This is a genomic window from Enterobacter cloacae complex sp. XAL002 (assembly GCF_049236805.1).
Lineage (GTDB): Bacteria > Pseudomonadota > Gammaproteobacteria > Enterobacterales > Enterobacteriaceae > Enterobacter > Enterobacter intestinihominis.
In genome coordinates this window covers 65,017-79,435 of record NZ_JBMKJN010000019.1, presented here as the reverse complement: position 1 = coordinate 79,435, position 14,419 = coordinate 65,017, and the positions used below count along the sequence as shown (strand labels likewise).

General features: G+C 52.0%; 13 protein-coding genes and 2 pseudogenes. 4 read left to right on the top strand and 11 right to left on the bottom strand.

Going from position 1 to position 14,419, the window contains the following annotated elements; all coding sequences use genetic code 11:
- Positions 1-61: 61 nt before the first annotated feature.
- Both lspA and ACOT0L_RS17585 read right to left on the bottom strand, forming a co-directional pair.
- Entirely contained in the window at positions 62-1,138 is a 1,077-nt protein-coding gene (gene lspA / locus ACOT0L_RS17590; RefSeq protein WP_000118563.1) for a signal peptidase II, read from the bottom strand.
- Positions 1,135-3,540, bottom strand: a complete 2,406-nt coding sequence (locus ACOT0L_RS17585; protein WP_001287661.1) for a heavy metal translocating P-type ATPase — start codon at positions 3,538-3,540, stop codon at positions 1,135-1,137. The genes lspA and ACOT0L_RS17585 overlap by 4 nt, the downstream gene beginning before the upstream one ends.
- A gap of 85 nt (positions 3,541-3,625) precedes the next feature.
- On the opposite strand from ACOT0L_RS17585, the gene cadR reads away from it, so the two are divergent.
- The 4 genes and pseudogenes from cadR to ACOT0L_RS17565 form a co-directional block, all read left to right on the top strand.
- The gene (cadR, locus tag ACOT0L_RS17580; RefSeq protein WP_000405672.1) at positions 3,626-4,060 is read left to right on the top strand and encodes a Cd(II)/Pb(II)-responsive transcriptional regulator; all 435 of its coding nucleotides are present in this window, start codon (positions 3,626-3,628) and stop codon (positions 4,058-4,060) included.
- A 90-nt stretch (positions 4,061-4,150) separates the two neighbouring features.
- Positions 4,151-4,549, top strand: a pseudogene (locus ACOT0L_RS17575) (IS110 family transposase); the annotation flags it as partial.
- Between the two features lie 32 nt (positions 4,550-4,581).
- Entirely contained in the window at positions 4,582-5,550 is a 969-nt protein-coding gene (locus ACOT0L_RS17570) for an IS5 family transposase (RefSeq protein ID WP_072202995.1), read from the top strand.
- A 55-nt stretch (positions 5,551-5,605) separates the two neighbouring features.
- Positions 5,606-6,220: pseudogene (locus ACOT0L_RS17565) on the top strand (IS110-like element IS4321 family transposase); the annotation flags it as partial.
- Between the two features lie 181 nt (positions 6,221-6,401).
- On the opposite strand, the gene ACOT0L_RS17560 reads toward ACOT0L_RS17565, so the two are convergent.
- The 9 genes from ACOT0L_RS17560 to ACOT0L_RS17520 form a co-directional block, all read right to left on the bottom strand.
- Positions 6,402-6,926 (bottom strand): hypothetical protein, encoded by a 525-nt coding sequence (locus ACOT0L_RS17560; protein ID WP_001805097.1) that lies wholly within the window; start codon positions 6,924-6,926, stop codon positions 6,402-6,404.
- 12 nt (positions 6,927-6,938) lie between these two features.
- Complete coding sequence (locus ACOT0L_RS17555; RefSeq protein WP_000985909.1) at positions 6,939-7,349, bottom strand: hypothetical protein; 411 nt, start codon at positions 7,347-7,349, stop codon at positions 6,939-6,941.
- A gap of 100 nt (positions 7,350-7,449) precedes the next feature.
- Positions 7,450-7,656 (bottom strand): hypothetical protein, encoded by a 207-nt coding sequence (locus ACOT0L_RS17550; RefSeq protein WP_000134171.1) that lies wholly within the window; start codon positions 7,654-7,656, stop codon positions 7,450-7,452.
- A gap of 60 nt (positions 7,657-7,716) precedes the next feature.
- Positions 7,717-9,042 (bottom strand): type II toxin-antitoxin system HipA family toxin, encoded by a 1,326-nt coding sequence (locus ACOT0L_RS17545; protein WP_000088044.1) that lies wholly within the window; start codon positions 9,040-9,042, stop codon positions 7,717-7,719.
- 4 nt (positions 9,043-9,046) lie between these two features.
- Positions 9,047-9,340, bottom strand: a complete 294-nt coding sequence (locus ACOT0L_RS17540) for a helix-turn-helix transcriptional regulator (protein ID WP_012477377.1) — start codon at positions 9,338-9,340, stop codon at positions 9,047-9,049.
- A gap of 400 nt (positions 9,341-9,740) precedes the next feature.
- Entirely contained in the window at positions 9,741-11,129 is a 1,389-nt protein-coding gene (locus ACOT0L_RS17535; protein ID WP_012695445.1) for a hypothetical protein, read from the bottom strand.
- 4 nt (positions 11,130-11,133) lie between these two features.
- Positions 11,134-11,631: a membrane protein gene (locus tag ACOT0L_RS17530; RefSeq protein WP_000340139.1), complete on the bottom strand. Its 498-nt coding sequence runs from the start codon at positions 11,629-11,631 to the stop codon at positions 11,134-11,136.
- 202 nt (positions 11,632-11,833) lie between these two features.
- Positions 11,834-12,490: a trypsin-like serine protease gene (locus ACOT0L_RS17525; RefSeq protein ID WP_000462754.1), complete on the bottom strand. Its 657-nt coding sequence runs from the start codon at positions 12,488-12,490 to the stop codon at positions 11,834-11,836.
- Positions 12,491-13,148: 658 nt separating this feature from the next.
- Positions 13,149-13,541, bottom strand: a complete 393-nt coding sequence (locus ACOT0L_RS17520; RefSeq protein ID WP_000341066.1) for a hypothetical protein — start codon at positions 13,539-13,541, stop codon at positions 13,149-13,151.
- Between the last annotated feature and the right edge of the window lie 878 nt (positions 13,542-14,419).

Genomic DNA, 14,419 nt, shown 5'->3' with positions numbered 1-14,419 from the left:
CGACAGAATCTGACATTGCGCCTGTCCCTGGCGGTTCGCAGCCGTCAGATTGAGGCATAGCTTAACCGGACACCTCGGCCTCTGTGCCTTTACTGCTTTTCGGTACAACCGTCAAGAACAGGCAGAGCGCTCCGATAGTTATCGCCACATCAGCGAGGTTGAAGGCGGGCCAGTGCGCAAGTCGCCAATGGAAGTCAAGGAAATCAACAACCTGTCCACGCAGCACACGATCCGCGACATTGCCCAGCGCACCGCCGAGGATCAGGCTGTAGCCCATCGCTTCGAGACGTGGCCGTTGCTGGCACAGCATGCGCCCCAGCCAAGCAGAAACAGCCAGACCCAGCGTGATGAAAAAGTAACGTTGCCAGCCACCAGCGTTCGCCAAAAAGCTGAATGCCGCACCCGGATTCAGGACATGAACGAGGTTGAAAAACGGGGTGATTTCGACTTGCTCACCGTAGGCAAACGTGCGGATGATGGCGAACTTCGTGAGCTGATCGGTCATGACAGCACTGGCGGCCACGGTGAACCAGACCCAAGCCGATGTGCGGCGGGCCGATTGCCACACAGGGGCGGCCAACGGCAGCAACCACCCGGCGAGTGCCGTGCAGCTCCATCCCAGCGTCCACCCCGCCAACACATCGGCCGGAAAGTGCATTCCGGCCGCGATGCGCGACCAGCCGACCAATGTGGCGTACAGCATTAAACTGAGACGACCACGGCGGCCCATCAAAGGCCAGAGCGCACCGACCACCATCGCGGCATAGGTGGCATGCCCGCTGGGCAGGCTGTAGTGAAGCTCTTTGTCCCCGATGACGCGCGCCAGGTCGCCAAGGACGGCAGGCGGGCGTGGAAAGTCGAACCATAGCTTCAAGGCGGTGGCGACCAATAACGCCAGCAAGAAGGCCGCGCTAAAACCAATAAGGCGATGCCGAACGGCCGTACCACGCGCCGGGTTTGTAGCCGATTTCGACCACCACCACAGACCCAACAGCATCAGCGGCGCTGTCCAGTAACTTCCCACGAGGCCAAAGAACCATGCCAGTGGTTTCAGCGTGGCGGGCGTGCCTGTGTTGATGGCTTGAAACAACGCGATGTTCAGGCCACCCCAGTCATAGAGAAAGAGTTTCCAGCTCATCGGCGCAACAACCTCAAGCCGTTGCCGACAACAAGCAAGCTGGCACCCATATCGGCGAACACAGCCATCCACATGGTCGCGTGACCCGTGAAGGTGAGCACCAAAAATACCGCCTTGATGCCAAGGGCCAGCACAATGTTTTGCATCAGCACCTGTGCTGTCGCACGCGACAGGCGCACGAAGGTCGGAATCTTGCGCAGGTCATCGTCCATCAGGGCCACGTCGGCGGTTTCAATAGCGGTATCTGTGCCCGCCGCTCCCATTGCAAAGCCAATGTCCGCACGCGCCAAGGCCGGTGCGTCGTTGATGCCATCACCGACCATGCCAACCTTGCCGTTTCTGGACAATTGCTCCACTTCGCGCAGTTTGTCGTCGGGCAGTTGGTTGCCTTGCGCGCGGTCAATGCCGGCTTGTGCGGCGATGGCCTGTGCCGTGTGGGGGTTATCGCCGGTCAACATCACGGTGTTGATGCCCAGAGCATGCAGCTCGGCGATGGCTCTCTTGCTGCTGTCCTTGATGGTGTCCGCAACGGCGAATAAGCCATGTACCCCTTTTGCGCCCACCAGCATCACGACGGTCTTGCCAGCGGTTTCCAGCGCAGCGATGCGCTGCTCCAGCTCTGGTGTGCACTGCCCCAGCTCTTCGAGCATCCGGTGGTTGCCCAGATGGTAGGTCGCACCGTTGATTTGGCCTTGCACACCCCGACCGGGCAGCGCGTTGAATTCGGCCACGTCGAGCAAGGCAACCCCGTCCGTCTGCGCGGCCTGTGCCACCGCCTTGGATACAGGATGGTCCGAGCGGGCCGCCAGACTGGCAGCGATGCTGCGGCTGTCCGAGGCGAGTGCATTGCCCCATGTGACAAAGTCGGTCTGTGCGGGCTTGCCGTGCGTGATCGTGCCGGTCTTGTCCAGAGCCAGCCAGCGCAGCTTGCGGCCTTCTTCCAGATAGACGCCACCTTTGATGAGAATGCCGTGGCGGGCGGCGGCGGCCAGGCCGCTGACGATGCTGACCGGTGTAGAGATCACCAGTGCGCACGGGCAGGCGACCACCAGCAGAACCAATGCACGGTAGATCCAGTCGAGCCATGCCGCACCCATGAACAGCGGCGGCAACAACGCGACGGCGATGGCAACGCCGAATACAACGGGGGTGTACCAGCGGGCGAACTGATCGACAAAACGCTGAGTCGGCGCACGACTACCTTGCGCAGCCTCTACCGCGTGAATGATCCGGGCCAAAGTGGAGTTGTTGGCCAAGGCGGTGACGCGGTACTCGAACGAGCCGGATTCGTTGATCGTGCCAGCGAACACCGAATCACCGGGGGATTTTTCGACCGGGAGGCTTTCACCCGTGATCGGGGCTTGGTTGACGGCAGAGCGGCCTTCCAGCACCTCACCATCAAGGGCGATGCGCTCACCTGGTTTGACCCGGACGCGGGCGCCGATGGTGATTTGCTTGGCGCCCACCTCGCGCCATGTGCCGTCAGCCTGCTGTACCGTGGCCTGTTCCGGGGTCAGGTCGAGCAGGCCACGGATAGCGTTACGAGCGCGATCCAGCGATTTGGCTTCGATTACCTCGGCCAGCGCGAACAGTACCATCACCATTGCCGCTTCGGGCCAGTGGCCGATCAACATGGCACCCGTGACCGCAATCGACATGAGGGCGTTCATGTTGAGATTACGGTTCTTGAGCGCGATCCACCCCTTCTTGTAGGTGGAGAGGCCACCCGTGAAGACCGCGACAAGCGCCAGAACGACAACCGACCAGTGATTGCCGTTGTGGAGCCAGTAGACCGCCTCGGCCGCCGATGCAGTGACCAAGGAGATGCCCAGCGGCCACCAGTTGGTCGGCGTGGTCACAGGGGCGGCGGATGGAGATGCGACCTCTGCCGTGTCCACGACCTGCGCCTCGAATCCAAGCGCTTGCAGTGCCACGAGCACGTCTGGCAGAACCTGGTTCGCATGGCGTACCGACAGCGTGCGCTGCATCAGGTTGAAATCGAGATCAGCAACACCGGCCACGGTGCCGAGCTTGTTGCGGATCAACGTCTCTTCGGTCGGGCAATCCATCTTGGCAATGGACAGCTTGGTCGTCTGCTCGGCCGACGCCTGATCCATGCGCACAGCTTGCATGCCGATGGCCTTCAGCGCCTGCTCGACGGGAGACAACGAAGGCAATTCGTGTCGCACGGTCAAGGTACGTTGCATCAGGTTGAATTCAAGACCCGCCACCCCCGCCAGACCGGCCAGTTTGCTTCGGATCAGCGCCTCTTCGGTCGGGCAATCCATGTTCTCGATGCGGTACACCGCTTGAGCCGATCCGGTTGCCAGCGGGGCCGGTGCCGTGGGTTGGATGATCGGCTCAGTCGTGCAGCCACACCCCTTTGAAGCGCATTCGCTCATGAGTAACTCCTGAAAATCTTCTATTCAGCCTCCATTAAAATCTCTATAGTCACTATAGAGTCAAGTGATAATTGGAGATTGATGCATGGAAATCAGAATTGGCGACCTCGCCAAGCGCTCTGGGTGCGAGGTCGTGACCATCCGCTACTACGAGAAGGAAGGGCTACTGCCAAAGCCAGCGCGAAGCGGTGGCAACTTTCGGTTGTACGGTGAGGCGCACATTGAGCGCTTGCAATTCATCCGTCATTGCCGTTCGCTCGACATGACGTTGAGCGAGATTCGCGCATTGCTGGGTCTGCGAGACAACCCGATGCAGGACTGTGGGGAGGTCATCACGCTGCTGGAGGCCCATATTCAACAGGTGGAAATGCGTGTGTCCGCGCTGTTGCAGTTAAAACGGCACTTGGTTGATTTGCGCGAGAAGTGTTCTGGCTCTCGATCTGTAGAGGCGTGCGGCATTTTGCAAGGGTTGGGCAATTGCCATGGTGAAAGTGCCACGAACAGTCAAACATCTGGGTAAGTAAGGGCTTAGCGTGCTTTATTTAATGAGATGGTCACTCCCTCCTTCCCGGTACTATGCTGAGGACAGGCTTTCATTCGGAGAACTATCATGGAAAACATTGCGCTCATTGGTATCGATCTGGGTAAAAACTCTTTCCATATTCATTGCCAGGATCGTCGCGGGAAGGCTGTTTACCGTAAAAAATTTACCCGGCCAAAGTTGATCGAATTTTTGGCGACATGCCCCGCTACAACCATCGCAATGGAAGCCTGTGGCGGTTCTCACTTTATGGCACGCAAGTTGGAAGAGTTGGGGCATTCCCCAAAGCTGATATCACCACAATTTGTCCGCCCGTTCGTTAAAAGCAATAAAAACGACTTTGTCGACGCCGAAGCTATTTGTGAAGCTGCATCGCGTCCGTCTATGCGTTTTGTGCAGCCCAGAACGGAATCTCAGCAGGCAATGCGGGCTCTGCATCGTGTCCGTGAATCCCTGGTTCAGGATAAGGGCTTTGTTGAATAAATCGAACTTTTGCTGAGTTGAAGGATCAGATCACGCATCCTCCCGACAACACAGACCATTCCGTGGCAAAGCAAAAGTTCAGAATCACCAACTGGTCCACCTACAACAAAGCTCTCATCAACCGTGGCTCCCTCACTTTCTGGCTGGATGATGAGGCCATTCAGGCCTGGTATGAGTCGGCAACGCCTTCATCACGAGGAAGGCCCCAGCGCTATTCTGATCTCGCCATCACCACCGTTCTGGTGATTAAACGCGTATTCCGGCTGACCCTGCGGGCTGCGCAGGGTTTTATTGATTCCATTTTTGCCCTGATGAACGTTCCGTTGCGCTGCCCGGATTACACCAGTGTCAGTAAGCGGGCAAAGTCGGTTAATGTCAGTTTCAAAACGTCCACCCGGGGTGAAATCGCACACCTGGTGATTGATTCCACCGGGCTGAAGGTCTTTGGTGAAGGCGAATGGAAAGTCAGAAAGCACGGCAAAGAGCGCCGTCGTATCTGGCGAAAGTTGCATCTTGCTGTTGACAGCAACACACATGAAGTTGTCTGTGCAGACCTGTCGCTGAATAACGTCACGGACTCAGAAGCCTTCCCGGGCCTTATCCGGCAGACTCACAGAAAAATCAGGGCAGCCGCGGCAGACGGGGCTTACGATACCCGGCTCTGTCACGATGAACTGCGCCGCAAAAAAATCAGCGCGCTTATTCCTCCCCGAAAAGGAGCAGGTTACTGGCCCGGTGAGTACGCAGACCGCAACCGTGCCGTTGCTAATCAGCGGCTGAGCGGAAGCAATGCACGGTGGAAATGGACAACGGAATATAACCGTCGCTCGATAGCGGAAACGGCAATGTACAGAATGAAGCAGTTGTTGGGAGATTCACTGACGCTGCGTGACTACGATGGTCAGGTATCGGAAGCTATGGCCATGGTGCGTGCGTTGAACAGGATGACAAAGGCCGGGATGCCAGAAAGCGTGCGTATTGCCTGAAAATCCAGCCAGCTACAGGGTCGTTCGCACGAAATCTTATTTATTCAACAAAGCCCAGGATAAGGTAAAAACAACCAATCAAATGCATGCTTTTCTGCTGGAATTTGGCATTAGCGTTCCCCGAGGAGCTGCCGTTATTAGCCGACTGAGTACCATTCTTGAGGATAATAGTTTGCCTCTTTACCTCAGCCAGTTATTGCTGAAATTACAACAGCATTATCACTATCTTGTTGAGCAGATTAAAGATTTGGAATCCCAGTTGAAACGAAAGTTGGACGAAGATGAGGTTGGACAGCGCTTGCTGAGCATTCCCTGCGTCGGAACACTGACAGCGAGTACTATTTCAACTGAGATTGGCGACGGGAAGCAGTACGCCAGCAGCCGTGACTTTGCGGCGGCAACAGGGCTTGTACCTCGGCAGTACAGCACGGGAGGTAGGACGACATTGCTGGGAATTAGTAAGCGAGGTAATAAAAAGATCCGAACTTTGTTGGTTCAATGTGCCAGGGTATTCATACAAAAACTGGAACACCAGTCTGGCAAATTGGCCGATTGGGTCAGGGATTTACTGTGCCGGAAAAGCAACTTTGTCGTCACTTGTGCTCTGGCAAACAAGCTGGCCAGAATAGCCTGGGCCCTAACGGCACGACAGCAAACTTATGTAGCATAACGGCAGAAATACACCGGTTTAAAGAATTACTGATCTGGTTTTGCGAATACTGATATTGATGATACTAACGGCCCACCGGCCTGTTGAGGAACCTGTAAAACGGAAAGGCTCATTGAAGCCGTATATTGTCTGGAGGTTCATCAGGCGCGGAACTCATCACGGCGCGGGAATAAAATCCCATTCAGACGCCGGATAGATTCAAGCAAGCCAACTTGTCGTCAAAATCGGTGTTGCAAAAACGGGAGTGACCATAGATTCCGTTTTCTGAGACGACCCCATCTACGTCAGGTTTCCGCTTTGGTTCGCTGGTGGCCGTCTCAGCTTGTTTTAGGGTGGAACGTGGATAGGCCAGGTTATATGCTGCGCCTGTGGTCATTTGCTCGATGACCGCAGGTGCATAACCTTCTGCTTCCAGCTTACGATATGCAGCCCGGTAGTCTCTTTGGGTTTTCAGCGGGTATATCTTTCCGCCTTTACCATCGAAAGCGATAAACCAGAAATCGTCCGTGCCAGTTTCCAGATTTCTGCAACGTTTCAGATGCCATCCGCCTTCTCTCGCCCAGATGGTACGGTTATTTCTGGCATTCGTTTTGTCATAACCGTTCTCGTCAAGCCAGCTATCAAAGCTGGTCAGCCCCAGATCCTGAACCTCCAGAGAAGGCACTCGAATGACCTGCAAGGTATGGCGGGGTCTTGGCTCTCTCATCTTGATCTCTTCCTAGCGCTGGTCTGGGAAATACGGATATTGCGGGCCATATTCATAGTCATGCGGGCCTGGCTCAACTTCCCAGAATGGACGGCCGCTAATTGTCTTTGGACCGCGCTCGTTTACGATGTCTTCTACATCCTGAATATTAAATGGCATCGTTGCCAGTAACAGCTGATCTTCGGGTGTCAGCGTCACAGTTGCACCGTCGATACGGCTGTAAAGGTCGGCAAACTGTTTACCTGCACCGTGCAACCGGTGCTCCGCTACACTTCTGATTGCGTGTAAGTCCAGCTCCGCCGCTTCCATGCGATCCACGTATAGTTTCATTTCTTTACGCAAAGCGCTCAGCTCACGGGCTTTAATAAACCCGCAGGCGTACCCACCCAGGGCGATAACTGCAATGATTGCTAAAATTGCCATTTTTTTCTCTCACGTGATTGCGGCCGTTACTCTAGTCTTAATGTGAAGTCTGGGAATTCGCTGGATGTTAAGTACGTTTTCATCCCCAGACTGACAGATGCTAAGGCGCGATCCCAACACTCCATTTGTAAGTATCAGGCCCATCTTCTCCGCTGGTGGCATCTGCTACAATCTGTGCATAACGTTCTCCAGCAAGTTCTCTTACCATCTGATCCACGACCCATTGCAGATGATGCATTTCATCGGTTCCGCCGTAACGACAAGCCAACTCAATAGCCCGCTCTATTCTTTTTTGTTCTTCAGTCATACTGAATCCTCACGCTTACATCAGCTATTCTGAAAACATGCACACTATAAATTGCGGCTGTCATTTCTCAGCCAGGCGCCTGCATTGCTGCCTCATTCCATCAAAAATACTTTCCGCAAGCTGCTGGGGGAACTGGTCCGGAAGAAGCCCGCTAACACGTTCAATGACACCCGGGGTTCTGGCGATGATTTCCTCTATCATCGCCTCTGTCTGCTGTTTACTCAGGCCGGTTATCTCACCATGCCTGATCCAGTGGCGTCGTTGTATTCGATATATCTGGTAATAGTTGCTACTGCCACGTACGGCCATCGCCAGTTTGCACTTCTGCCAGGATATCTGATTGTTCCCATGACCGATCACCGGCCATGCCGACAACACATCATAGAGTGGTGTAAGGTGATAACGTCCCTGTGGCCCAATAGAAATACTGAAATTTTTAGCGTGGCCATCTGTTGCGGCCATCATCCAGAAAACTATCTGCGTCATAAAAAACTGCGCTTTGTCACGCTCAGCACGGTCTGAATTACTCAGAACTTCCATAATTTCCGATATACCTGGCCCGCCGTCCGCCTGATATTTTCGTAATGGCGAAATGCCCAGGGCCTGACACATATCCTCCTGGGGTAAACGAATGATCCATTGTCCGTTTCCTGACCATTTTCGGTCAAAACGTTCTACCACCAGCGCTTTCTGATCTTCAAAGTGAGCAATCTGCGTTCTTGCCACGGGGAGCCCGTACTGTTCGAGAAGTACCGAGCAGAGCCATTCATTTTCAACCGACGAGCGCATGTCGGCTTTCATGTTCCCCACAAGTCCGAGCGGTAGCTTGAATATATGCGTCGTTGGTGTATTACCCTCCGGCATACACCACCGATCTTCATGCCACAGTAGGGCTGTTTTCTCCTGAGCACCGGCAATAGATAAACGTAAGTCGTCGTTATCTTCTGGCCTGCCCGGTAGCAATGTCTCCGTGGTATTACGCAAAGTTGCCGCAATTTCTGATTCAGTAAGCGGGTGATACTTCACGGAATATAAATCTGTGGGTTCATCTCCGTCATGAAGCAGCTGTATCGCGCCCACGCAGTCTTTTCCCAGCTCCGTCAGAAGATCAAAAGGCTCCAGGCTATCGGCCTTGTAACGCATTGCCAGACGTCTGCGTATGCCTTCGCTGTCCGGGAGTAAATTATCAAAATAGTCACGTACCACATTTCCACGCCAGACCTGGTTCCCGGGAGTAAAAGGAAGGGACAATGACAGCGGCCTTCCCTGTTCGTCTGCACTCCAGTCAGGAAGGTATTGTAAGCTGTCTACCCCTTTACTTTTTTCCCAGTATCCGACTTTGATTCCGTTCATCCAGATTGCCAGACGCTGCTGTTTCCGGCTCATATCGTTACCATTTCTCCTGTCGTGCAGGTGAGTTTGATTTAAGCATTTCTTCCGTCTGCTTCCCCTCTGAAGAGGCGGTTGTCGAGGAGAAGCTGATTTTTACGCCCAGGATAGAAAACACCTTGAATAGCCGTTCAATGCTCGCACTGGCAGGGTTGGCTTCCAGACGTGAGTATGTCTGTTGAGTGACCCCTAACCTTTCGGACAGGTCTTTTTGCGTCAGGCCATTCGCCTTGCGAAAACCAATGAGCAAGGGACGCAACTGGTTGAGCGTGTTTAACGGGTAATCATTATTGATCATAAGCTGGCCTCAGTAGTTCCTCTGATACACCTTGTACGCTGTTTTCTAAACATACACCCTAAAAGCTGTAATATCAAATTAACAGCCTAAAAGCTGTTAAATAGAGAGTACAACCTTTAGGCTGTTACTAAGTGGCAGCATAAATCTTTATGAGGTTTGATATGAGAGAACTATCAATAATAAGCCGTTACGCTCGTACAGCATCCGGTAAGAGAGCTGACAGATCAGGATCATCGGTAAACGAGAAGCGGAGTATCTTATGGCCCTGTTGTGAGCTGTATAAATAACTACGAGCTACTCTCTGCCTCGGGGAGGAGGCAGAGAGAGTATTAAAAGCAAAGGCAGACATTTTTAGCAGCTGGTGGGCTATGGGGTTCCGGAGGTGCTCCGGTGAATGTTACTTGACTGGCAAGTTTCCTGCTATGATGGTCAATGCCTCGATGCTGTCTATATTGTTCTGAAGCCGTTCCAGTTCTGCCTTTTCAATACCGGCCCAAAGCTTTAAGTGTCGCTGATAAAGGGACCACTTGAGTGAGTGAAAACCATTCCAGGCCAACCCCATCCAGGAGGCGTAATTCGCATTGAGAATATTGCCGGTGATATACATTTTACCTGCGTTAACAGCACTGGAAGTTCCATAACCCAGGGCAAGCATCATCCGGAAGCGTGGATTTAGCCGCAACGGCATGGTATCCAGTAAGGTCTCCCCAAAAGCTCCTTTTCCCAGCGATACCTGTTTCGCCACATAGAAAACCCGCATCAAAACTTCCATTATGCTCATCGGAATACTTGTCACGATAAACTGACGAAAGTCATACCCGTTGACATACATGTACTCTATTTGTTTGCCGAAGTTAGAACTCCCCACAGGGATCCCCTCAAGCATACGAAGTAGCCCCATAAAAGGAGCCGGTAACCCCATGCCACGGTTTCCTTTTGCTGAGGGGGCATTAACATCCGATGCCAGGTGTCCAAACATTCTGGCGATGAGCCTGAAAATATTGGTTTCGTCTGTAACGCCTTTACTGGAAGGATAAACCACGATCTGTCCATTCTGAACCACCGTACAGGTCCCGTTCAGCATATCCTTTATACCGAAAATAATGCCCAGTACGGGATCGTGTGACAAAGCTCTTAAGCGGTGATTTGTGGGAGACAAAACGCCACCGGCCGCACCCACTAAATCGCTGCTGATCGAACTGTCTGGTGCCCCTATAGGGAACAAATCTGAGAGTTTTGTACTCAGGTCCTCCGGCAAAATGGCATTGAAGGCTTTCTGCACCTGTTTATTGAAAATACCATCCACTTCTGCCGTAAAGCTCACCGTAGGTTTTGGCGGGGCTCTGACGCAAAGTAAATCCAGCATGGATGCTATGAGCCCGCATCCGCAGGCAATAGCATAATCCCAGGCGTCGAGTGCGTAGCGATCATTAAATTCTTTAATATGATTCTGGATCCGGGCATCTACAACAGCCAAGTCATCCGTGGAGAGTATTGTGGCCAGTCCAATATCACCGCATACACGCTGGTTAGCCTCGCTATATATAGTCTTGAGACCAGTAGAATGCATGGCAGTATCTGAAGGGGTCATTTCTCGCAGATGATGTTCTTTAAGCGCCAGATGCTCCGCTTCATCAAGTTCAGTGCCGCTGATTAGCCCGGTCAACTGTGCCTTAAGGCTCTCTATATCACTGTTAATTGTCTCGTGAGCGTTCGCGATATCCTGACCACGGAGCTGAATATAACGGATGGCCCTGAACTCATCATCATAAGGAGACTGACTCATGTGTTTACCTCACCGCGACCAGGCTACCTTTTGGAGCTTTCTTAGTAAGCATGTCGATTGTTGCCTTGATGCCAGCAATTTCTGCCTTAAAATATTCCGCATTCGACATCAACCTTTCCTGAACTTCGTAGAGCTTTTGGATGGCCTGACTAAGGGCGGCTGTCAGTTTCGCATTTTTTTTGTGTTTCACTATCGCGTACCCGCCAATCCCTAACACAGCTACAGGTGCGGCCAATACCGCAATGCCTGCAACCATACCGCCACCGACGATAGACCCTGCTGTAGCGAGCCCGGAGGTTATGCCTGCTGCTGACACTCCCGTTGTACCAAGCGTATAGAGAGCACCGAAGGAAGCCGCTGCGCCTACGCCTGACCCCGCCAAAGCTGCTGCGCCCTCAGTAATACCCGGGAACTTATTTTCAAGCGCCTGAAGAGCACTTGTAACTTCATCCATTGCCTTCTTGCGAATTTTTTCGAGCTCTTCAGTTTCGGTAGCGTCCATTACAGGCCTCGTATTCATAACTTGCTGTGTGATAGGTGAAAAAGAGCACCATAAAAGTGATGAAGAAATCATGACTTACTATTGTGGCACTTTCGAGTTCATGTTTGTCAGTTTCAATGCTGTTGCTGTTAGTAAGGGCAGACGCCATATCGGGCAGACCCAAAATAACTATCGTGCCAGCGTCATTTTGGAACTGACTTTGCTAAAAATCAGTAGCGGACTGAACAGACATGTGTGGATTTGAATCTGGGCAGGTTCCAGACATTATTCCAACCAGACTTCCAATGACAAAATGCTCGTCATTCTCGGAGACGACATAGGGTCCACCAGAGCAACCATCGGTGTTGAAATGTGCTATTACAAAGCGAGTTGTGAGATGTTGGGGAGAATGATTTGAGCAATTTAAAGGCCAAATGCCTGAAACTTCACCAGGGAATGTCGAAATTGTTGTCTCATTCATTGGATATCCGACACCCAATGTACCCATGCCAGCTGCGGGAGCCAGGACCTTAAAGTAACTACTTACAGGCTGTTGTATTCCAGCTGGTAATACGATTTCTGCACTGTCAACAAACGGAATGCCGTCTTTAAAGTCTGCCCTGTCATTAGCCTCATTGAGAATGAAATCGACTAGAACAGGCTCTTCGTTCACCAGTCCTTGATGGTTAAGAAATTTGACGTAAAGTTTAAGTGTATTGCTGACGGGATAAATTTTTCCAAGAGCATTGGTAACAACATGGGCTGCGGTGAGAATCTTTTGCTGCTGACCATTATCGAAACCAAACGCAGTTGCTTCGAGATGGCTACTAAAATGAGGATCATTGCTTACATAGATTTTACAAACGTAGTTTTCAAACATTATTTCCTCCTTTTGCCGGTACCTAATCAGTTACACGGCTGCATGTTATAAACAACTAAACTCGCTTCCTGATATTTGAGTTTGTATGTTTTGCCAGGCACCAGCTCACCTCTGAAACACGGTTAGTCTCCTCCATGACATGGTTATGGCGATGGTCAGAAACTGTTATCGACGAAAGGCTGGAATTCCTTTAATGGCATTATCCATTTCAAGTCGTATGTCCTGAACGGGAGCGTATATTTTTATGATTCCAGATCTTAACCCTGAAACATTCCCCGTATCAAAACTGACCCGTTACAGATAAGTCACCACCGGTGCTGTCGATTAATTTAGTGAATTGCATGTCCTCATCCCATAAAGGGTAGGGCCTACCCCCGGCATCGAGCAAACCTGACCACCCTGCCCTTATTAAGACCCCACATGCGGCAATGGTGCCCTGTCCACGCCGCCCGCGAACTTTGAGGAAATGGGGAGAAAATAAAAAGAAAACAAAAAGTTATCGGCTGAAGTACCGGCGCAGATCGGGAATCAGGCGAAGCCTGACAGCACGTTAGGGCCTGGCAGGGGGCTTGAGGGATGAGGACATGCAATTGTGATAACCTTCCCGCCACGGGGTCGGTTAAATTCGTATCCTGCCGGTGCAATTCCAACGGCCGCGTTACCAGTTCGCCGGGTAGCATGGCCAGCAAAGCCAGGCATCGAGCACCCGGGTTTCACTGACGGCCGCTGCATAGACGCCGGTATCCGGGAAGAAATAAACCGGGGTGGCGTTGTTCAGCTGGTCGCCTTCATCGGCCAGAGCGCCGATCACCTCATGAGGCTTAAGCAGCATATCCGTTAAATATTCATCCGGGTGGATGGCATTCAGCGATATGGCCATCTCCAGAAATTCATCCAGGGTATGGCGGGTACGATACCCCCGGAAAACCTCGTATGAAGGCGTGACGCATTCACCATCCAGGGAACAGGCATCGTAACCGGCCAGCTGCTCTTCGGTGAGTCCGGAGGCATGCTTTGCCACAAGATTCGTAAATTGCTCTTTATCGTCCATCACAATCCTTACGCTGTAGGGGCCTGTTTGTGTTATCACTGCTTCCGGTTTTTACTTCGCACAACCCGGCAGGTATCCGGTCGCCCGGGCGTCCTTTGCGGTCTTGTTCGCCCTTCGCCTGAATTACGTCAAATCCCTTTCACTACCCGGCCGCAGGGTGACACCTCCCCTTTTCTCCGGAAGCGAAAGAGGAAGAACAGTTTAACAGCCCGGATCCTCAATAATTTTCGCGTAACGGACTAAATAACCGGTTTATGCAGCTTCTGATAACCACAGACCGCGATAGAATAAAACGTCTGGTGAGGAACCGGAGTGTTATGTAAGCGGGGGGTTTAACTGGGTATCTGTGTAGTCCTATTTAGCCAGATATCCCGAATAAAAACCTCAACGATTAGGTAAACGAAATGGATGGATTCTGGTCGATGTTCTGTTTGTTTGTCGTGGTAGTTTCACTGCATAAAGCCCTTTCTGTAGCAGCAGCACGAGCAGACGCAGCAAAATTAAATATGCTTCTCAGAATGAGAAAGTTTAAAAAGTAGCTTTCAAGACATCTGAGAATTCTTTTAAATCCTCAGAGGAAGTTATATGTTTAGGCTATTTGCAAACTAAGGTTGGAATTCCATCATTCTAGCCTTAGATCTTTGATCAAGTGAAGTTGCTCACTTGGTTGGATTTTACCGTTTCCTGACGGCTTTTCAGAAGCGAGGGCTGGTTGGAATGCCTTCCAGCTAGAAGTCTTGCAGATGCTCTCCGGGCATTAACTCATTGTCGAATCTGCACCAGTATCACTAGGTTGTTGAGCGGGCGATTAGCTTTTTCACTGAGCCGCTGTACACTCGACTGCTTCAAGAAGCACTACTTACCATTTGCCTGCCGTA

Bases quoted from the DNA above. Each gene is read 5' to 3' on its own strand.
- lspA (WP_000118563.1), bottom strand. From the start codon at position 1,138: ATGAGCTGGAAACTCTTTCTCTATGACTGGGGTGGCCTGAACATCGCG.
- ACOT0L_RS17585 (WP_001287661.1), bottom strand. From the start codon at position 3,540: ATGAGCGAATGCGCTTCAAAGGGGTGTGGCTGCACGACTGAGCCGATC.
- cadR (WP_000405672.1), top strand. From the start codon at position 3,626: ATGGAAATCAGAATTGGCGACCTCGCCAAGCGCTCTGGGTGCGAGGTC.
- ACOT0L_RS17560 (WP_001805097.1), bottom strand. From the start codon at position 6,926: ATGAGAGAGCCAAGACCCCGCCATACCTTGCAGGTCATTCGAGTGCCT.
- ACOT0L_RS17555 (WP_000985909.1), bottom strand. From the start codon at position 7,349: ATGGCAATTTTAGCAATCATTGCAGTTATCGCCCTGGGTGGGTACGCC.
- ACOT0L_RS17550 (WP_000134171.1), bottom strand. From the start codon at position 7,656: ATGACTGAAGAACAAAAAAGAATAGAGCGGGCTATTGAGTTGGCTTGT.
- ACOT0L_RS17545 (WP_000088044.1), bottom strand. From the start codon at position 9,042: ATGAGCCGGAAACAGCAGCGTCTGGCAATCTGGATGAACGGAATCAAA.
- ACOT0L_RS17535 (WP_012695445.1), bottom strand. From the start codon at position 11,129: ATGAGTCAGTCTCCTTATGATGATGAGTTCAGGGCCATCCGTTATATT.
- ACOT0L_RS17530 (WP_000340139.1), bottom strand. From the start codon at position 11,631: ATGGACGCTACCGAAACTGAAGAGCTCGAAAAAATTCGCAAGAAGGCA.
- ACOT0L_RS17525 (WP_000462754.1), bottom strand. From the start codon at position 12,490: ATGTTTGAAAACTACGTTTGTAAAATCTATGTAAGCAATGATCCTCAT.
- ACOT0L_RS17520 (WP_000341066.1), bottom strand. From the start codon at position 13,541: ATGGACGATAAAGAGCAATTTACGAATCTTGTGGCAAAGCATGCCTCC.